This is a genomic window from Streptomyces lacrimifluminis, from assembly GCF_014646095.1.
Lineage (GTDB): Bacteria > Actinomycetota > Actinomycetes > Streptomycetales > Streptomycetaceae > Streptomyces > Streptomyces lacrimifluminis.
This window is the reverse complement of sequence record NZ_BMMU01000012.1, coordinates 29,678-47,811: the sequence shown is the minus strand read 5'-3', so window position 1 is coordinate 47,811 and position 18,134 is coordinate 29,678. Positions and strand designations below refer to the sequence as shown.

The window sequence follows — 18,134 nt, the reverse complement described above, 5'->3', positions numbered from 1 at the left end:
TCAGCGTGCGAACCTGTCCCGCACCGCCTTCCGGTCCAGTCCCCCCTTCGCGGTGTACGGCAGGGCGGCCACCACTTCGAGCCGGTCGGGCACCTCGAAGGCGGCCAGCCTGTCCCGGCAGTACCGCAGGATCTCCGCCGGCCCCACACTGTCACCCGCCCGCACCACCACGGCGGCGGCGACCCGCTGCCCGTACACCGCGTCGGGTACGGCGAACACGGCCGCCTCGGCGACCCCCGGGCAGCCGGCGAGGATGTCCTCGACACGCTCGGGCGAGATCTTCTCCCCGCCACGGGTGATGAGGTTCTTGATCCGCCCGGTCAGCGACAGATACCCGTCCTCGTCCAGCGCGCCCAGATCACCGGTGCGCAGCCACCCGTCGACGAAGGTGTACGCCGTCCCGTCCCGGTCGCCGGGATAGCCGCGGGCGACGGCCGGACCGTGCGCCCACACCTCACCCTCGACACCCACCGGACACGCCCGCCCACTCCGGTCGACGATCCGCACCTCGCCCCCGGTCGGACGTCCGACCGACCCCTGCTTCAGCGCGCCCCGCTCGGGCAGCGGCTCGCTGGTCACCTGGTGCGAGGACTCCGTCATCCCGTACGCGGACAGCAGCGGGGCGCCGAACGTGCGCTCCAGCGCGCGCTGCGTGGCCGTGTTGAGCGGAGCGCCACAACTCCGTACGAACCTCAGGGGCTGCGCCTGCGGGCCCGGATACTCGCGCTCCGACCGGTCGAGCAGCAGCTCGTGGATGGCCGGCACCGCGGTGAACCAGGTGGCGGTGACGGCGCGCATGTCGTCCCAGAACGTGCCCGCCGAGAACCGCCCCCGCTCGGGCAGCAGGACGCACCCTCCGCTGGCCAGGGACGCCAGCAGCGCCGCGAACAGCCCGTGACTGTGGAAGAACGGCAGCACCGCGACCGTCGCATCGCCGGGACCCAACTCGTAGGTTGCACAAATGTGTTGGATGGACGCTGCCACGTTCGCGTGGGTCAGCGGGACCATCTTCGCCCGGTCGGTGGTTCCCGCGGTGAACAGGACGAGGGCGTCATGGTCCGACAACTCGCCCGCCACGCCCGGTACTTCGGGAGCGCCACCGTTCTCGAGCGTGACCGCCACCGTGCCCGCCCGGGAGACGCCCACCCGCAGCGGCCACCGGGGCACCGGCAACACGGCGTCGGACACCGACGGCCCGACGAGGACCGCCCGCGCTCCCAATGCCGCGAGCCGCGCCGAGAGTTGGGGCGACGGAAGCGCCGGATCCAGCGGAGCGACCACCAGACCCGCCCGCGCCGCACCCAGCAACGCCACAACGAACTCGGCGGTGTTGGCGCAGAGCAGACCGACCGCGTCACCCCGTCCCAGCCCCGTGCGGCCGAGACGATCCGCGACGTCATCGGCCAGCGCGGCGAGGCCCCGGTAGGAAAGGTGCACCCGTTCACCCGTGACGACGAGAGCCCGGGCGTACGGGCGTTCCCGCACCTGCCGGTCGAGAAGATCCAGGAGGCCCGTGACCGCCGGAGGCCGGTACCGGTTCGCGTCGCGCACGGATGCCGCGGCCGGAACGGCCATGACCCCACCCCCCTCGCGCCAGATCCGACGAAGCACTCCTCTGCGAGCCTGCGGTGACCTGCGGTGCGCGTCCAATACGCACTGGTGAACGGCCGATAACAGCCGTCTATCAAGGGAGTTGGCGAGCCCTCCACCAGCGGTCGATAGACGCTGTTTATCGGCTGGTCGCCAATGGGTCTTGGACGCGGGCGGACGCCCTGCGGATGGTGAGAGAAGTAGCCGCTCCGGCAGGACCTGCCCAAGGAGGACCTCGGACCATGACCGCCCCCTCGCCCCTGGAGACCGCGGCAGCAGCCGACGTTCCGACCGAGCTCACCGACGGGTACCACCTGGTCGTCGACGCGCTCAAGATGAACGACGTCGACACCATCTACGGAGTGGTCGGCATCCCGATCACCGACCTGGCCCGCCTCGCCCAGGCACAGGGCATCCGCTACATAGGCTTCCGGCACGAGAGCAACGCCGGACACGCGGCGGCGGCGGCCGGCTACCTCAACAAGAAGCCCGGCGTGGCCCTGACCGTGTCCGCACCCGGTTTCCTCAACGGCCTGGTCGCGCTGGCGAACGCGACCACCAACTGCTTCCCGATGGTCCAGATATCCGGCTCCAGCGAGCGCCACCTCGTCGACCTCAAGCAGGGCGACTACGAGGAGATGGACCAACTCGCCGCCGCGCAGCCGTTCGTCAAGGCGGCCTACCGGGTCAGTCGCGTGGAGGACATCGGCCGGGGCATCGCCCGCGCACTGCGCACCGCGATCTCCGGGCGTCCCGGCGGCGTCTACCTCGACATTCCCGCCGCGGTGCTCGGCGCCATCATGCCCGCCGAGGAGGGTGCGAAGAGCCTGAGCCGCCTCGTCGACCCCGCCCCGCGCCAGCTTCCCGCGCCGGAGGCCGTGGACCGGGCGATCGAGCTACTGGCAGGCGCCGAGCGGCCGTTGGTCGTGCTGGGCAAGGGCGCCGCGTACGCGCAGGCCGATGACCGGGTCCGCGAGTTCATCGAGTCCACCGGCATCCCGTACGTACCGATGTCGATGGCCAAGGGACTGCTGCCCGACGACCACCCGCAGTCGGCGGCCACCGCGCGTTCCCTGGCGCTGAGGAAGGCCGACGTCGTGATGCTGATCGGCGCCCGCCTCAACTGGCTTCTGGGGCACGGCCAGACGGGCTGGAACCCCGACGCCAGGTTCGTCCAGATCGACATCGACCCCAAGGAGATCGACAGCAACCAGCCCATCGCCGCTCCGCTCGTCGGGGACATCGAGTCGGTGCTCGAAGCACTCGCCGAGCGGACCAAACCCGGCCAGATCACCGCCCCTTGGGCCTGGCGGGAGGAACTGGGCGCCCGTTCGGCGCAGAACGTCGCCAAGATGGCCGAGCGTCTGGCGGCCGACCCGCACCCCATGCAGTTCATGGGCGCCCTGAAGGCCGTACGCGATGTCGTGCGCGCTCACCCGGAGACGTACATCGTCAACGAGGGCGCCAACGCCCTGGACATCGCGCGCAACGTCATCGACATGCACGTACCGCGTCACCGCCTCGACAGCGGCACCTGGGGTGTCATGGGCATCGGTATGGGATATGCCATCGCCGCCGCCGTCGAGAGCGGCGCACCGGTCGTCGCCGTCGAGGGCGACAGTGCCTTCGGGTTCAGCGGGATCGAGATCGAGACGATCTGCCGCTACAACCTGCCCGTCGTCACCGTGATCATGAACAACGGCGGTGTCTACCGCGGCGACGACGTCAATCCCTACGACGACGCTCCCTCACCGACGACCCTCATGGGCGCGGCCCGACACGACCTGCTGATCGAGGCGTTCGGCGGCAAGGGCTACCGCGCCACCACGCCCGCCGAGGTCACCGCCGCCCTCACCGAGGCACTGGCCTCGGGCGGACCGGCCCTCATCGACTGCGTGATCGACCCCTCGGCCGGCACCGAGAGCGGCCACATCTCGCACCTCAACCCCAAGGGCATCACCGTCGGCAACATCGCGCCCGCCAAGAAGTGAACCTGCCCCACCTGCACCTCGAACTCCCGCTCCGTACGCGTACGTTCACGAGAAGGAAGCAGACACATGAGTGAAAAGCCGCTCGCCGGAATCAAGGTGATCGACTTCACCGGGGTCCAGGCCGGTCCCGCCTGCACGCAGTTGCTCGCCTGGTTCGGCGCCGACGTCCTGAAGGTGGAGCGCCCCAACGGCGGCGACGTCACCCGGAAGCAGCTGCGGGACATCGAGGACCTCGACGCGCTGTACTTCACGATGCTCAACAGCAACAAGCGTTCCCTCGCCATCAACACCAAGACCGCCGAGGGCCTTGAGGTGCTGGAGAAGCTCATCACCGACGCCGACGTACTGGTGGAGAACTTCGCCCCGGGCGCCCTGGACCGTATGGGCCTGACCTGGGAGCGCATCCAGGAACTCAACCCGCGCCTGATCTTCGGCTCGGTCAAGGGCTTCAACGACGACTCGTCCTGGAACGACCTCAAGGTCTACGAGAACGTCGCCCAGTGCGCGGGCGGCGCCGCCTCCACCACCGGCTTCTGGGACGGCCCCCCGACCATCTCGGGCGGTGCCCTCGGCGACACCAACACCGGTATGCACCTGGCGATCGGCATCCTCACCGCGATCATCGACCGGAGCAGGACCGGCAGGGGGCAGAAGGTCTCCGTCTCCATGCAGGACGCCGTGCTCAACCTCTGCCGGGTCAAGCTGCGCGACCAGCAGCGGCTGGAGAGGGTCGGCTACCTGGAGGAGTACCCGCAGTACCCGAACGGCGAGTTCACCGACGTCGTACCGCGCGGCGGCAACGCGGGCGGCGGCGGGCAGCCCGGCTGGGTGCTCAAGTGCAAGGGCTGGGAGACCGACCCGAACGCGTACATCTACTTCACCGTCCAGGAGCAGAACTGGAAGCGCACCGCCGAGGTGATCGGCCGCTCCGAGTGGGCCGAGGACCCGGAGTACGCCACGGCGCGCGCACGCCAGTCGCACATCTTCGAGATCTTCGAGGAGATCGAGAAGTGGCTCGCGGACAAGACCAAGTACGAGGCGGTGAACATCCTGCGTGAGTGGGAGGTGCCCTGCGCCCCGGTCATGAGCATGAAAGAGCTGGCCTACGACGAGGACCTGCGCAAGAGCGGCACGGTCGTCGAGGTCGAGCAGAAGGGCCGGGGCACGTATTTGACTGTCGGCAGCCCGGTGAAGTTCTCCTCCTTCAAGCCGGAGATCGCGGGTGCTCCGCTGCTGGGCGAGCACAGCTCGGAGGTCCTGGTCGAGCTGGGCTACGACGAGGAGACCATCGGCCGGCTGAAGGAGAGCGGGGTCATCGTCTGACCCGACCCGACCCGACCCGACCCGACCCGACCCGCGGAGACGGAAGCGGCCGTGGCCAGTGGGCCACGGCCGCTTCCGTGTGGTCCGGCGTGGCTCAGACCGTCGCCTTGGCCTCAACCTCAACCTCAACCTCTGCCTCAACCTCAACCTCAACCTCTGCCTCAACCTCAACCTCAACCTCAACCTCAACCTCAACCTCTGCCTCTGCCTCTGCCTCTGCCTCTGCCTCTGCCTCGGCCTTGACTTCGGCGCGCCGCCGCATCAGCTCCCGCTCCCGCTCGCGCCGCGCGGTGACGTCCCGGATGACCGCTCCGACGTACGTGCTGCCGTCGGGAGCGGGCAGGAGCACCACGCTGAACTCGATGGACAGCTTGCGGCCGTCCGCCGCCAGTGCGGGAACGTTCAGCAGATCAGCGTCCCCGTACTTGGTCGTCCCCCGGTCCATTGCCTCCTGGAAGCCGTCCCAGTGACGCTTCCGATGCCGCTCGGGGATGATGACGTCCAGACTGCGACCGTCCACGTCGCCCGCCGAGAACCCGAAGATGCGCTCCGCGCCCCGGTTCCAGAAGCGGATCAGCCCTTCGCCGTCGATGATCACTATGCCGTCGGGGGCCTGGGTGGCCATCCCCAGCACCACCTCGGGATTCAGATCTTCCATGTCGCCTCCGTACTGGGGCAGTTGGATACTGAACGCACACGGCAAGACAGTATACAGATAGATGGTATACAAAAGCCCTGCCTGGCAAAGGCGGGACCTCCACCGCCGGAGGTCCCGCCGTCGTGTGCCGGGCCACGTCGTGTGCCGTTGCCGCGTCGTGCCGTGCCGTGCCGTGTCGTGCGGCGCCGGGGCTCGACTACCTCGGCATCATGCGGCGGTCCCCAGGGAGAGGAGGTCGCTGATGGCGTGGACGGTCCGCAGGGTGGGGACCTCGACGCCGGTGATGTCGGCGAGTTCGATGACGGCGGTCAGGAGGACGTCGAGTTCGAGGGGTTTGCCGCGTTCGAGGTCCTGGAGGGTGGAGGTGCGGTGGTCGCCCACGCGTTCGGCGCCGGCCAGGCGGCGTTCGATGGAGATGCCGATGTGGCAGTTGAGGGCCTCGGCGACGGCGAGGGTCTCTTCCATCATGGTGTGGATGACCTGACGGGTGCCGCCGTGATGACACATCTGGCGCATCGTGGCGCGGGCGAGGGCGCTGATGGGGTTGAAGGAGATGTTGCCGAGAAGCTTGAGCCAGATGTCGTTGCGCAGGTCGGGCTCGACGGGGCATTTCAGCTCGCCGGCCTGCATGGCCTCGCTGAAGGCGTGACAGCGCGGGGAAAGGGAGCGGTCCGGTTCGCCGATGGAGAACCGGGTGCCCTCCAGGTGCCTGACGACGCCCGGCCCTTCCAGTTCGGTGGCCGCGTACACCACGCAGCCGATGGCCCGCTCCGGCGCGAGTACCGCGCTGACCGCGCCGCCGGGGTCCACACTCTCGATGCGGTGGCCGTCGTGGGGTCCGCCGTGGTGGTGGAAGTACCACCACGGGATGCCGTTCTGGGCGGCGATGACCGCGGTGGACTCGTGGAGCAGAGGCTCGATGAGCGGCCCGCACGCCGCGTACGAGTTTGCCTTGAGGCCGAGGAAGACGTAGTCGACGGGGCCGATGTCGGCCGGGTTGTCGGTGGCGTGGGCGTGGGCGGTGAAGTCACCGCGGGGGCTGAGGACGCGTACGCCGTGTTGCCTCATGGCCGCGAGGTGCGGTCCACGGGCGACGAGGTGGACGTCGGCGCCTGCTTGGTGCAGGGCGGCACCGACATAGGCGCCGATGGCTCCGGCGCCGAGGATGGCGACTTTCACTGGGTGGCGCTCCGTTCGGTCGAGGGTGTACCGCGGAACTGTCGAAAACTGTCTACGAAATATTGTCTACAGGATGGAGATGGTGGCAGCAAGGGTTTGGGGCGGCGCCCGGACGGCCACCCGTGCCGCGTGAGCTCCGGTTTCCGGGTGTTTGTGCGCCGTAGACTGTAGGCGAAAGCCAATTCATACTGGGCTCTCACAGGTAGCGGCGGTGCTGCAGAGGAGGGGCCGGAATGTTGTCGACGACAGGACTGCCGCAGGGTGCGGTGCCCAAGCTCGAACGCCCCGGCCCGCTGCGCGACCGTGTCTACGAGGCACTGCTCGAACTGATCACCACGCGTGCCCTGCAGCCCGGGCAGCATCTCGTCGAGAGTGAACTCGCCGGTCACCTCGGGGTCTCCCGGCAGCCGGTCCGCGAGGCGTTGCAGCGGCTGAACACGGACGGGTGGGTAGATCTTCGGCCCGCGCAGGGCGCCTTCGTGCACGAGCCGACGGAGGCGGAGGCGGATCAGCTCCTCACCGTCCGCACACTGCTGGAGGCCGAGGCCGCCCGGCTCGCCGCCGCGAACGCGAGTGCCCCGGCCATCGCCGTGCTCGAGGAGCTGTGCGACGAGGGTGAGCGCGCGGTCGCCGCCGACGACGTGGACGCCACGGTCGCCCTGAACGCCCGGCTCCACGCGAAGATCATGGAGTTGGCCGGCAACACGGTCCTCGCCGAACTGGCGGCACAGGTCGACCGCCGGGTCCGCTGGTACTACACGCCGGTCGCCCGGCAGCGCGGACGGCAGTCCTGGATCGAGCACCGCGAACTGATCGCGGCGATCGCGGACCGCGACGAGCGGCGCGCGACCGAGATCATGCGGGCCCACACGGAACACACGCGGAAGATGTACCACGAGCGGGAGAAGTAGCCGCGCGACGCGGTCCCCTCCCTGTAGCCGTCCGGTCGCTCCGGGGTGAGAGATATGCAGGTGAAAGCCAGTCCGAAAGCTTGGTATTGTTGGTCATGCCGCCGCCGGGGAACACCCCGAGCTGCGGCAGACACCTGGTCCGGGTGGCGGAATGGCAGACGCGCTAGCTTGAGGTGCTAGTGCCCTTTATCGGGCGTGGGGGTTCAAGTCCCCCCTCGGACACACAGTCACACAGTGAGGCACCCGCCTCCGGCTCACGGCCGGGAGCGGGTGTTTTGTCGTTGTGCCGCCAGGGGCCCACTTCCGCCCAGATCGTCTTCCCGCCCGACGGATACGGCTCCGTGCCCCAGCGATCGGCGAGGGCGGCGACCATGAGCAGGCCCCTGCCCGACTCACTGTCCACCGATGTCTCGAAGTCCCTGCACAACAGGGGGAGTTGCTCGCCGCGTGCGTCGGTGGCCGCGATGCGTACGGTTCCGGTGGCCGCGTCGAGCGTCAGGGCGACCTGGAAGTCGCGGCCCTGGACACGGCCGTGCAAGGCCGCGTTGGCGGCGAATTCGGCGACGATCTGTTCGGCGCGTTCGGTTACGGCGGGTGACATCTGCCACGCCTGGAGCCGCTCCACGGCGAGGAGCCGGGCGAGGCGGCCGCCGCGGCGCGTGGAGGAGAGGCGCTGGGTGAACGTGTGTACGGTAACGGGGGTTTGGGGCGTGGGGGCGTTCATGGGGCAACCGTGTCGGGCGCGCGGGGGTGTGTTCCAGGGGTTCGGTCCGTACGGTGCGTCAGCGTACGGGGACATTCTGTAGACGGTACGCCGATCTTTCCGTCACTTTGGGTGAGTCGATCGCGGGGATCAACGCACGTACGCACCTGGAGGTGGCCGCGCATGACGGACGGTACGGAGAGCATGGACGGCGATGAGCTGAATGCCGGTGATGTGGAGCGGGAACCCGACCCCTCCGACAGTCTGCGGACGTTCGGGGCCGTCGTCCAGGCCCTGCGCGAACACGCAGGGTACAGCAGGGTCGAGTTCGGGGAGCTGGTCCGGTTCTCCAAACACACGGTGGAGTCGGTGGAGTTGGGACGCCGCATGGCGGACGAGTCGTTCGTGGAACTGGCGGAGGACGCCACGGGGAACACCGGGGCGTTGCGGAAGTCGGCGAAGTTCCTTACGCGGGGGGAGGCGGGGCTGGCGGCTTGGTTCCGGCGATGGGCCCGGCTGGAGCGGGTCGCGGTCAGCCTGTGCACATATGAGTGCCGGTTGGTGCCGGGACTCCTGCAGTCGGAGGGGTATGCGCGGGCCGTGTTCGGCAACAGCATTCCGCCGTTGTCGGACGAGCAGTTGGAGGACCAGGTCGTTGCTCGACTGGAACGCCAGAAGCTGCTGCGCGAGAGGCCCAACGTCCCGTTCAGCTTCATCGTGGAGGAACACCTCTTCCGACGTCGGCTGGGTGGCACAGACGTGACGAGGGGCCTGCTCGACCATGTGCTGGAGTTGAGTGCTCCGCGCAACGTGACGCTTCAAGTCATGCCGCTGGATGCCGAGTTCCATGCGTGTCTGGATGGTCCTGTGCGGCTGTTGGAGACGCCCGAGCGTCGGCGGCTCGCGTACTCGGAAGGACAGCAGAACGGACGCCTGATCAGCGGCACGAAAGAGGTGAGCCTCCTCTACCAGGGCTATGACACACTGCGTTCGCAGGCCCTGAACCCCCAAGACTCGCGGGGACTGTTGGAGAGAATGCGAGGAGAGCTATGAGCACGACGGAACTCGCCTGGTTCAAGTCCAGCTACAGCGGCACCCAGGGCGACGACTGCGTAGAGGTTGCCCTCACCGAACAGGCCATCTGCGTACGGGACTCCAAGGACGTGACGCGCCCTCACTTCGCGGTCGGCCGTGATGGCTGGACCTCCTTCGTACGGTACGCCGCGCACGGCTGAGCCCACGGGCGGGCCCAGCCGTGCGGCGTGACTCAGTCCCGCAACCGGTCGATCTGGCGCAACTTGTTCGTCGCGTCCAGAGCCGCGACCTTGTAGGACTCGGCGAGCGTCGGGTAGTTGAAGACCGCGTTGACGAGGTAGTCGACCGTGCCGTCACAGCCCATCACGGACTGGCCGATGTGGATCAGCTCGGTCGCTCCCGTGCCGAAGCAGTGGACGCCGAGGAGTTTGCGGGTCTCCGGGCAGACCAGCAGTTTGAGCATGCCGTGGGAGTCGCCGATGATCTGGCCCCGGGCCAGTTCGCGGTAGCGGGAGATGCCCACCTCGAACGGGATGCTCTCCTCGGTGAGTTGGTCCTCGGTGCGGCCGATGAAGCTGATCTCGGGGATGGTGTAGATGCCGATGGGCTGGAGGTTGTGCATCCCGTCGACCGGTTCGCCGCACGCGTGGTACGCCGCTGCGCGGCCCTGTTCCATGGAGGTCGCGGCGAGGGCCGGGAAGCCGATGACGTCGCCGACGGCGTAGATGTGCGGCACCTCGGTGCGGTAGTGCTCGTCCACCGTGATCCGGCCACGCCGGTCGGCGGACAACCCGGCCTTGTCGAGGTCGAGTTCGTCGGTGAGGCCCTGTCGGCCCGCCGAGTACATCACCGCGTCCGCGGGGATCTTCTTGCCGCTCTCCAGGACGGTGAGCGTGCCTCGGGCGTGGCGTTCCACCGCCGCGACCGTCTCCCCGAAGCGGAAGGTGACGGCCAGGTCCCGCAGGTGGTACTTCAGCGACTCGATCACTTCGAGGTCGCAGAAGTCGAGCATCCCGGGCCGCTTCTCGACGACCGTGATCTTGCTGCCGAGCGCCGCGAACATCGAGGCGTACTCCATGCCGATCACCCCGGCCCCGACGATGACCATGGAACGCGGCACGCCTTCGAGGTTGAGCACGTTGTCGGAGTCCATGATCGTGCGCTCGTCGAACTCGACGGTGTCCGGTCGGGCCGGCCGGGTCCCGGTGGCGATGACGATGTGCTCGGCGGTCAACAGCCGTTCGTTGCCGTTCACTTCGCGCACGGCCACGGTGTGGTCGTCGACGAACCGGCCGGTGCCGGCGAACAGGGAGACGTGGTTGCGGGAAAGTTGGCTGCGGATGACGTCGACCTCGCGACTGACCACGTGCTCGGTGCGCGCGGTCAGGTCGGCGACGGTGATGTCCTCCTTGAGGCGGTAGCTCTGGCCGTACAGATCGCGCTGGGTGAGGCCGGTGAGGTAGAGCACCGCCTCGCGCAACGTCTTGGAGGGGATGGTGCCGGTGTGGATGGAGACCCCGCCGACCATGTCGGGGAGGTCGATGACGGCGACCCGGCGGCCGAGCTTGGCCGCCGCGATGGCAGCCTTCTGGCCGCCAGGGCCGGATCCTATGACAAGCATGTCGAAGTCGGGCACCCTGGTGAGTGTGTCAGCCGGAGGCCGCCGCCCGAAAGGGTGAACGGGCAACCGTTGACCTCAAGACCGCCGCTCGACCTCAACATCGCCGCTCCGTCCCCCCAACCGTTCCCCCCCGACTGTCCCGGGTTTCGGCTCAGGAAGGGTGCGGAGTGAGGCGTTCGAGGCCCTTGCGGTCGTAGTAGCGGGCCATCGCGAAGCCGAAGAGCAGCGCGAGCGCGGCGCCGACCGCGATCATGATCCAGGCGCGGGTCAGTCCCGCGTCCCCGCGGGCGTCGAAGTAGAGGATCGCGCGCGCCCCGTCACCGAGTTGACGCATGGGCTCGAACACGGACAGGAAGCGGTAGAAGTCCGGCACCGCCTGGAGCGGGACCGTGGCCCCGGACGACGGCAGTCCCAGGACGATGAACACGAACATCGACACGAGCTGCCCGATCCCGCCGAAGGCCGCGTTGATGGCCTGCACGCCGAGGCCGACCGCCAGGGTGGCGCAGTACGAGTACAGCCACAGCAGGGGCAGGTGATCGGCGTCCATGTCGAGGATGCCGACGGTGGCGACCATGATCAGGGAGACGCTCAGGAGCGTGATCCCGGCGGTCATGCCCATCTTGAGCAGCAGGGTCTGGGTACGGCTGATGGGCACGGTCGGCCGGCGCGTGTGCCAGGGACCGATCTCGTTGTCGGCGTAACCGAGGGAGGTGTCCACTCCGTTGCTGATGACGTTGGCGCCCAGGAACCCGGCCAGCACGAGCAGCAGCGTGTAGTAGAAGGTGCTCAGGCCCAGACCGCTGTGGGTGCCGATCGGGTGGCCGACCTGGGTGGTGACCGTGACGGGGTCGGCCAGCAGCAGCTTCGTCGTGGCGTTCGCCCCCTTCGCGCTCGCCGTCAGCTGCTCGCCGATGGTCTGCGAGGCCTGGTGCGCGGCCTGCGTGGTGATCTGACCGGCGAGGGAGGAACCGAGGCTGCCCTTGCCGGGGTTGGTCAGCACGGTCAGTGCCGGACGGGCGGTGGCGCTCGTGCCGGTCAGCGCGGCGACCGAGGCGGTGAAACCGTCGGGTACGACCAGCACGCCGTAGAGCCTGCCCGAGTCCAACTCGTCCTGGGCCCGGGCGAGGCTGAGTTCACGCCATTCGGCCTTGTCGCCGCCGGAGGTGTCGGTGGTGATCGCCTTGGTGATCTGTACACCCAGGTTCTCCTGCTGCCCGGGCAGGGGCGCGCCCCGGTCCGCGTTGACGATGCCGATGGGCAGGTTGTGCAGGTCCCGGTTGGGGCTCACGATGCCGCCCATGTAGAGCAGCGACAGCAGGAGCGCGAGCAGCCCGGTCAGGACGGTGGGCAGCAGCCACAGTCCGGGCCGGCCCAGCAGAGCGGTGGCCCGCGCCCGAGCGCCGGGGGTGGGGGCCGGGGATTCGGGCGCGCTGTCGTCGGTTGCCATGGTTCTCCGGTGGTTCTGGAGCGGTTCAAGACCGTGCGGGTGACGGTCGTCGTATCGGCGTGGAGCGGAAGTCGCCGCCCGTCGGCCCAGGATCCTGGGTACGGCGGCACGGCCACGTCAGCGACTCGCCGGGCCGGAGACTACGGCCCCCGGGTAAACGTCACGTGAGACAGGGCCCAAGCCCGGAGGGCCGACGTCGGTTGGCCCTCCCGTCGGCCGTGAGCAGCCGGAGGTGCTGCTGGGCCGGCGCGTTCTGCTCGGGGGTCGGGCCCATGGCCTTGCGTGATCGCTGAGGGACCGCCATCGGGTCGCGGGATCCGCCGAGGGACCGCCAGAGGCACCGCGCGCGCCTGTTCGCGCTTCGCGGGGCAGACTTGCCTTGCCCGTCGCCGCCGTCCGATACCGGCCGGCGGGCGCGCACGATGTCGTGAGGCGCAGCGCCCTGCGCGGGCCCCATGCCGCCGAAGCCGAAGCCGAAGCCGAAGCCGAAGCCGCCATCGGCCGGGCGATGAGCATCCTCCGTACAGCACTCGCCACCGCCTGACCGCCTCTGACCGGGGGCAGGATCGGGTCACATGGCGTCGAGATAGTCCCGGAGCACCTGGGCGCGGGACGGGTGGCGCAGTTTGGACATCGTCTTGGACTCGATCTGGCGGATGCGTTCGCGCGTCACGCCGTACACCTGGCCGATCTCCTCCAGGGTTCTGGTCCGGCCGCCGGACAGGCCGTAGCGCAGGGAGATGATGCCGGCCTCCCGGGGGGTCATCTCCGCGAGGATGGACTGGATGGTCTCCTGGAGCAGCAGGAAGGTGACCATGTCCATGGGGGTGACGCTGTCCCGGTCCTCGATCAGGTCGCCGAGTTCGCCGTCACCGTCCTCGCCCAGGGCGGTGTGCAGCGAGACGGGTTCCCTGGTGTAGGCGGTGAGTTCCGGCAGTCGCTCCACGGGGACGCCCGCCTTCTCCGCCAGTTCCTCCGGCGTGGGTTCCGTCCCGGAGTCCTGGATCAGCTCGCGGCGGGTGCGGGCCACCCGGTTGATGACCTCCACCAGATGCACGGGGATGCGGATGGTCCGGCCCTGGTCCGCCAGCGCGCGAGAGATCGCCTGCCGGATCCACCAGGTCGCGTACGTCGAGAACTTGAAGCCCTTTGTGTAGTCGAACTTCTCGACGGCCCGGATCAGGCCGGTGTTGCCCTCCTGGACCAGGTCCAGGAACAGCAGTCCGCGGCCCGTGTAACGCTTGGCGACGGACACGACCAGGCGGAGGTTCGCCTCGATGAGGTGGGACTTGGCGCGCTCGCCGTCCGCCGTGAGGATCTCCAACTCCCGCTGGGAAACGGGGTCCTCGGGAGGGTCTTCCAGCAGTTTGTGCTCGGCGTACAGCCCGGCCTCGATCCGTTTCGCGAGGTCGACCTCCTGCGCGGCGCTGAGGAGCCGGACCCGGGCGATGAGCCGGAGGTAGTCCCGCACCTGGTCGACCGACCCTCCCGCGGTGGCCAGCCGGGGGAGGGGAGCGTCGCTCTCGTCCTCGGTGGCCGGGTCGAACACATCGGTCACCTCGGTATCGGTCGCCATCGTGCTCACTTCCTCTCCAGGAGTGCACGCAGGAACGTCCCTGTAGGAGAACGAGGCACCGCCGTCACGTGTTCCGGGGTCTCCTGGGCAGACACCAGGCCACCGTCGGACCCGCCCCCCCCCGGGCTGATATCGATCACCCGTTCGACCCTAGGGTACAGGGGGCCGTGGGGTCTCCGAATCGTTATCGAATTCGGCAGGGCCGGAATTCGGGCCACGGATATGCGCCCTTGTCAATTCCCCGGAGATTCCCCATTTCCCCTTCCCTGCCCCCGGGGAATTGCCATCAGGTGCGGCGGGCCGCCGGCGTGTCAGCAGTCGCGGAACTCCGGCGACTGGTTGAGGACCTGCGAGCGCAGCGAGGTGAAGCGGGCGTAGGTCGCGCCGCTCCGCGCCCCGGGGTGGAAGGCCGCGACCCGGTGGCAGTTCTGGAAGGCGAGCGCGATGCCGAAGTGCCGCTCCAGGCTCCCCCGGATCGCGTCGCTGGCCAGCGCCCGCAGCAGTTGGCCGCGCTCCTTCTCGGAGGGCGGCGGGGTCTGGTTGTCGGCGAACTCGGCGGTGCCGCCCTGGAGTTCGGACGCGAGGTCGGCGATGAGCCGGTAGGCGTACGGGAGAGAGGTGCGGACGGTTTCGACGAAGTCGTCCTCACGGATGTCACCCTGCTCGGCTTCGGCGAGGAGTTGGGGGGAGACGTCGAGCGACATGAATGGGGTGTCCTGTTCTTCTTCTTTGAATTTCTTGCGTTCTCACGGGTGGTACGAACGCGGTGGGATCAGGTGAGTGCGGCGGGCCCGTGCATGAACTCGGGGTCCACCTGCTCGGCCAGGTCCAGGCCCGTCGCCCTGTCCGCCCAGGCGCGGGCGTTGCGCAGATGGAACTCGACGGCGTGCCGCTGGAAGGCGGCCCAGTCCTTGGGGCGGGCGTCGACCGCGTCCCGGAGCTGGTTCAGCGCGTGCAGGTTCTGCGGCTCCAGTTCGCCCTGGTCGCGGCCCTGTTCGGCGGCACGCACCCAACTGGACTGGACGAGGTGGGTGAGCAGGTCGTCGCCGGTCTCCTCCTTGAGGAAGAGCAGGTCGTCCTCGCCGGTCACCTTGTTGCCGATCACCGCGAGCGGAATCCCGAACTCGCGGGCGTGATCGCGGTACTGGCGGTATACGGAGACGCCCTTGCGCGTCGGTTCGGCCACCAGGAACGTCATGTCGAACCGGGTGAACAGCCCGGAGGCGAAGGCGTCCGCGCCGGCGGTCATGTCGACGACGACGTACTCACCGGGGCCGTCGACGAGATGGTTGAGGTACAACTCCACCGCGCCCAGCTTGGAGTGGTAGCAGGCCACTCCCAGGTCGCTCTCCTCGAAGGCGCCGGTCGCCATCAGCGGTACGCCGCCCACCCGTTCGACGTGCCGGGTATGGATCTCGTCGTCGCCGAGCGGGCGCAGCAGCCGTGAGCCCCGGCCGGCCGGGGTCGTCTTGACCATGGCCTCGCGCGACTCGATGCGTGGGTTGGTGCCGCGCAGGTAGTCCTTGATGTCGCCGAGGTGGGCGCTGAGCGGCGGCGCGGCGAACGCCTCGCCGCCGACCGGGTCGAGCGCCTCGGCCAGGTGCTGGTTGATGTCGCCGTCGATGGCGACCACGGGCGCGCCGGAGCGTGCGAGATGGCGGGAGAACAGTGCGGACAGCGTGGTCTTGCCGCTGCCGCCCTTGCCGACGAACGCGACGCGCATTACCGGGCCGCTCCTCGTTCTGCGGTGGCCGGCACCGCGCCCGTCATTTTGAAAATGAATGTCATGTGGCAAGTTTTTATGCGGCGCCCGGGGATCTGTCAAATCGCCTCACCCTCAACTAGGCAGCGACTGCCTGGAGTTGGCGATCGTTTGTTGGATCAACTTAAATGCATATGATGTGCAGGTGCATGATTACTGCATCAGGACGGCGACCCCCGACGATCTCGACGGCGCGCGAGCCGTCATGCTCGACACCGTCTACCGCGACTTCGGAACGGGTTATGTGCCGCGCTGGCACGGCGACATCGTCGACCCGGCGTCCGCCTATCTCGCGCCCGCCCGCCACACCCTCCTGGTCGCCGTCGACGAACGCGACGCGAGCGTCGCGGCCACCGCCGCCCTCGACTCGCGCGGTCCCCTTCATCCGCCGAACCCGCGCCGGCTCGCCGAGAGTTATCCCTCGGGTGTCACCGCGCAGTTGCGTCGGGTCTACGTCCGTCCGGAACACCGCAGGCGCGGTCTGGCCCGGCGGCTGGTGGCCGAACTGCTGGCCTTCGCGGCGGCCGACGGCGGTTATCGCGCCGTGTATCTACACACGGACCCGACGGTGCCCGGCGCCGAGGGCTTCTGGCGGTCGCTGGGCAAGGTCGTGCACGACGAGCGCGAGGACGCGGGCGGCGGGCAGGCTGTCGTGCACTTCGAGGTTCCGTTGGCGCGGTGATCGTCGGTGGCGGGGTCGGGCTAGCTATTGGAAATGATTATCAGCTAGGCTGCCGTTTCTGTGCGGCCGACCCGTCCCCGGACGGCTCCTTCGTGCTGCCCGTCCCTGTGTGAAACCCCCTGTGTAGACCTTTACGGAACCGAGGACCATGCGCACCCCCCGCCGTCGCCGACTGCTCGTCGGACTGCTGCTCTCCCCGCTGCTCACCGGCTGCTTCGCCTCCGGCGGCGACGACAGCGACTCCTCGTCGGACGCCGGATCCGGCTCCCGGCTGCGGGTCGCGCTCGCCTTCCCGCCGACCGAGAACCTCTCGCCGTACGGTGCCGACGCCACCATCCTCAGCCGCCTCGGCGTCACCGAGGGCCTGACCGCCCTGGACGCCAACGGCTCCGCCGCTCCCGCGCTCGCCGAGTCCTGGACCCGCAAGGACGACCGCACCTGGCTGTTCACCCTGCGCGAGGCCGCCTTCCAGGACGGCACCGACGTCACCGCGGCCACCGTCGCCGCCGCCCTCACCCGGGCCACCCAGGCAGAGCCCGAGCCCGCCGCGCTCACCGGCGTGACCCTCACCGCGAAGGCCGCCGGTGACGGACGTATATCCGTCACCACCGCCGAGCCCGACCCCGTGCTCCCGCTGCGTCTGTCCAGCCCCGGCCTCGCCGTGCTCGCGCCCAAGGCGTTCGCGAAGAAAGGTGCCGTCGACCCGGTCGGCACCGCCACCGGGCCCTTCGAGCTGACGAAGACCACCGGGTCCACCGCGGCGACCCTCGACCGGTTCGACGACTACTGGGGCGGACGCGCCCAGGCGGCCGGGATCGACGCGCGGTTCATCGCCGACGGCACCGCCCGCGCCAACGCCCTGCGTACCGGACAGGTCGACATCGCGGAGTCGATTCCCGTCGCCCAGGCCGCCTCCCTCGACAAGGCGACCCGCCGCGAGACCGCCACGGCCCGCACCGCCTTCCTGCACCTCAACACCAAAACCGGCGTGTTCAAGGACGCGAAGCTCCGGGCCGCCGCCCGCGCCGCCGTGGACACCTCCGCGATCGCCGACGGTGTCTACGAAGGCCACGCCGACGCCGGCCAGGGCATCTACGGCCCGGCGCTCAGCTGGGCCGAGGGCAAGCGTGTCCAGCCCACCGGGCGGGCGAAGGCTGCTGCGCCCAAGGGCGCTTCCATCACCCTCGCCACGTACGACAACCGGCCCGAACTCCCGGAAGCCGCCCAGGTGTTGAAGCAACAGCTGGAGAAGGCCGGGTTCAAGGTGAAACTGGAGGTGCGGGAGTACTCGCGCATCGAAAGCGACGCGCTGGCCGGTAAGTTCGACGCCCTTGTCGCCGCCCGCAACACCATGCTCGACTCCGGTGACCCCGTCTCGGTCCTCGCCAGCGACTACACCTGCGACGGTGGCTACAACCTCTCCCTGCTCTGCGACAAGAAGGTCGACCAGGCCGTCGCCAAGGCCGAGGGCATCGCGGACACCGCCGAGCGCCAGGACGCGGCCATGACGGCCGAAGCCCTGATCCTCGGCGACGACGCCGTCGTCCCGCTGGCCCACCAGCGGATCATCACCGGCGTCGACGCCGACGTACGGGGCGTGCTCCTCGATCCGTACGAGCGCACGCTGGTCGGTACCGGAACGCGGCGCTGACC

At 69.1% G+C, this 18,134-nt stretch carries 15 protein-coding genes, 1 tRNA gene and 1 pseudogene; 8 read left to right on the top strand and 9 right to left on the bottom strand.

Translation table 11 applies throughout. The features are described from left to right. Positions 1-1,575, bottom strand: a complete 1,575-nt coding sequence (locus IEY89_RS19315; RefSeq protein WP_189148691.1) for a FadD7 family fatty acid--CoA ligase — start codon at positions 1,573-1,575, stop codon at positions 1-3. A gap of 257 nt (positions 1,576-1,832) precedes the next feature. Here IEY89_RS19315 and oxc point away from each other — a divergent pair, with 257 nt between their 5' ends. Both oxc and frc read left to right on the top strand, forming a co-directional pair. After that, complete coding sequence (gene oxc, locus IEY89_RS19310; RefSeq protein WP_189148690.1) at positions 1,833-3,581, top strand: oxalyl-CoA decarboxylase; 1,749 nt, start codon at positions 1,833-1,835, stop codon at positions 3,579-3,581. Between the two features lie 66 nt (positions 3,582-3,647). After that, the gene (gene frc, locus IEY89_RS19305) at positions 3,648-4,904 is read left to right on the top strand and encodes a formyl-CoA transferase (protein ID WP_189148689.1); all 1,257 of its coding nucleotides are present in this window, start codon (positions 3,648-3,650) and stop codon (positions 4,902-4,904) included. Positions 4,905-4,998: 94 nt separating this feature from the next. Here the strand turns inward: frc and IEY89_RS19300 are convergent, their stop codons facing one another. Together IEY89_RS19300 and IEY89_RS19295 are read right to left on the bottom strand one after the other, a co-directional pair. Next, the gene (locus tag IEY89_RS19300; protein ID WP_189148688.1) at positions 4,999-5,562 is read right to left on the bottom strand and encodes a PAS domain S-box protein; all 564 of its coding nucleotides are present in this window, start codon (positions 5,560-5,562) and stop codon (positions 4,999-5,001) included. 207 nt (positions 5,563-5,769) lie between these two features. Further along, positions 5,770-6,741: a 2-dehydropantoate 2-reductase gene (locus IEY89_RS19295; RefSeq protein ID WP_189148687.1), complete on the bottom strand. Its 972-nt coding sequence runs from the start codon at positions 6,739-6,741 to the stop codon at positions 5,770-5,772. A 236-nt stretch (positions 6,742-6,977) separates the two neighbouring features. Between IEY89_RS19295 and IEY89_RS19290 the strand changes: the two genes are divergently transcribed. Together IEY89_RS19290 and IEY89_RS19285 are read left to right on the top strand one after the other, a co-directional pair. After that, positions 6,978-7,652: a GntR family transcriptional regulator gene (locus IEY89_RS19290; RefSeq protein ID WP_373287264.1), complete on the top strand. Its 675-nt coding sequence runs from the start codon at positions 6,978-6,980 to the stop codon at positions 7,650-7,652. Positions 7,653-7,789: 137 nt separating this feature from the next. Then, positions 7,790-7,874 (top strand) — tRNA-Leu (locus IEY89_RS19285). A gap of 184 nt (positions 7,875-8,058) precedes the next feature. Here the strand turns inward: IEY89_RS19285 and IEY89_RS41680 are convergent. Then, positions 8,059-8,253, bottom strand: a pseudogene (locus tag IEY89_RS41680) (ATP-binding protein); the annotation flags it as partial. Between the two features lie 285 nt (positions 8,254-8,538). Between IEY89_RS41680 and IEY89_RS19275 the strand changes: the two are divergent. Continuing rightward, complete coding sequence (locus IEY89_RS19275; protein ID WP_189148685.1) at positions 8,539-9,408, top strand: helix-turn-helix domain-containing protein; 870 nt, start codon at positions 8,539-8,541, stop codon at positions 9,406-9,408. Continuing rightward, complete coding sequence (locus IEY89_RS19270; RefSeq protein ID WP_189148684.1) at positions 9,405-9,590, top strand: DUF397 domain-containing protein; 186 nt, start codon at positions 9,405-9,407, stop codon at positions 9,588-9,590. Before IEY89_RS19275 ends, IEY89_RS19270 begins: the two co-directional genes overlap by 4 nt. Before the next feature lie 32 nt (positions 9,591-9,622). Here the strand turns inward: IEY89_RS19270 and sthA are convergent, their stop codons facing one another. The 5 genes from sthA to IEY89_RS19245 all read right to left on the bottom strand — a co-directional run bounded on the left by sthA (position 9,623) and on the right by IEY89_RS19245 (position 15,760). After that, positions 9,623-11,026 (bottom strand): Si-specific NAD(P)(+) transhydrogenase, encoded by a 1,404-nt coding sequence (sthA, locus tag IEY89_RS19265; RefSeq protein ID WP_229695314.1) that lies wholly within the window; start codon positions 11,024-11,026, stop codon positions 9,623-9,625. A gap of 136 nt (positions 11,027-11,162) precedes the next feature. Further along, positions 11,163-12,461, bottom strand: a complete 1,299-nt coding sequence (locus IEY89_RS19260; RefSeq protein WP_189148683.1) for a DUF3533 domain-containing protein — start codon at positions 12,459-12,461, stop codon at positions 11,163-11,165. 571 nt (positions 12,462-13,032) lie between these two features. Beyond that, entirely contained in the window at positions 13,033-14,037 is a 1,005-nt protein-coding gene (locus IEY89_RS19255) for an RNA polymerase sigma factor (RefSeq protein WP_189148682.1), read from the bottom strand. Between the two features lie 311 nt (positions 14,038-14,348). Beyond that, a complete protein-coding gene (locus IEY89_RS19250; RefSeq protein WP_189148681.1) occupies positions 14,349-14,741 on the bottom strand; it encodes an SCO5389 family protein in 393 nt (130 codons plus the stop codon). Between the two features lie 68 nt (positions 14,742-14,809). After that, entirely contained in the window at positions 14,810-15,760 is a 951-nt protein-coding gene (locus tag IEY89_RS19245) for an ATP-binding protein (RefSeq protein WP_189148680.1), read from the bottom strand. Between the two features lie 184 nt (positions 15,761-15,944). Here IEY89_RS19245 and IEY89_RS19240 point away from each other — a divergent pair, with 184 nt between their 5' ends. Then, on the top strand, positions 15,945-16,481 hold the full coding sequence (locus IEY89_RS19240; protein WP_189148679.1) for a GNAT family N-acetyltransferase: 537 nt from the start codon (positions 15,945-15,947) through the stop codon (positions 16,479-16,481). 148 nt (positions 16,482-16,629) lie between these two features. Then, a complete protein-coding gene (locus IEY89_RS19235; protein ID WP_189148678.1) occupies positions 16,630-18,132 on the top strand; it encodes an ABC transporter substrate-binding protein in 1,503 nt (500 codons plus the stop codon). The last annotated feature ends 2 nt before the right edge of the window (positions 18,133-18,134 follow it).

What these genes read in the sequence shown, in the direction of transcription:
- IEY89_RS19315 (WP_189148691.1), bottom strand. Translation starts at nt 1,575, where the DNA reads ATGGCCGTTCCGGCCGCGGCATCCGTGCGCGACGCGAACCGGTACCGG.
- oxc (WP_189148690.1), top strand. Translation starts at nt 1,833, where the DNA reads ATGACCGCCCCCTCGCCCCTGGAGACCGCGGCAGCAGCCGACGTTCCG.
- frc (WP_189148689.1), top strand. Translation starts at nt 3,648, where the DNA reads ATGAGTGAAAAGCCGCTCGCCGGAATCAAGGTGATCGACTTCACCGGG.
- IEY89_RS19300 (WP_189148688.1), bottom strand. Translation starts at nt 5,562, where the DNA reads ATGGAAGATCTGAATCCCGAGGTGGTGCTGGGGATGGCCACCCAGGCC.
- IEY89_RS19275 (WP_189148685.1), top strand. Translation starts at nt 8,539, where the DNA reads ATGACGGACGGTACGGAGAGCATGGACGGCGATGAGCTGAATGCCGGT.
- IEY89_RS19270 (WP_189148684.1), top strand. Translation starts at nt 9,405, where the DNA reads ATGAGCACGACGGAACTCGCCTGGTTCAAGTCCAGCTACAGCGGCACC.
- IEY89_RS19260 (WP_189148683.1), bottom strand. Translation starts at nt 12,461, where the DNA reads ATGGCAACCGACGACAGCGCGCCCGAATCCCCGGCCCCCACCCCCGGC.
- IEY89_RS19255 (WP_189148682.1), bottom strand. Translation starts at nt 14,037, where the DNA reads ATGGCGACCGATACCGAGGTGACCGATGTGTTCGACCCGGCCACCGAG.
- IEY89_RS19250 (WP_189148681.1), bottom strand. Translation starts at nt 14,741, where the DNA reads ATGTCGCTCGACGTCTCCCCCCAACTCCTCGCCGAAGCCGAGCAGGGT.
- IEY89_RS19245 (WP_189148680.1), bottom strand. Translation starts at nt 15,760, where the DNA reads ATGCGCGTCGCGTTCGTCGGCAAGGGCGGCAGCGGCAAGACCACGCTG.
- IEY89_RS19235 (WP_189148678.1), top strand. Translation starts at nt 16,630, where the DNA reads ATGCGCACCCCCCGCCGTCGCCGACTGCTCGTCGGACTGCTGCTCTCC.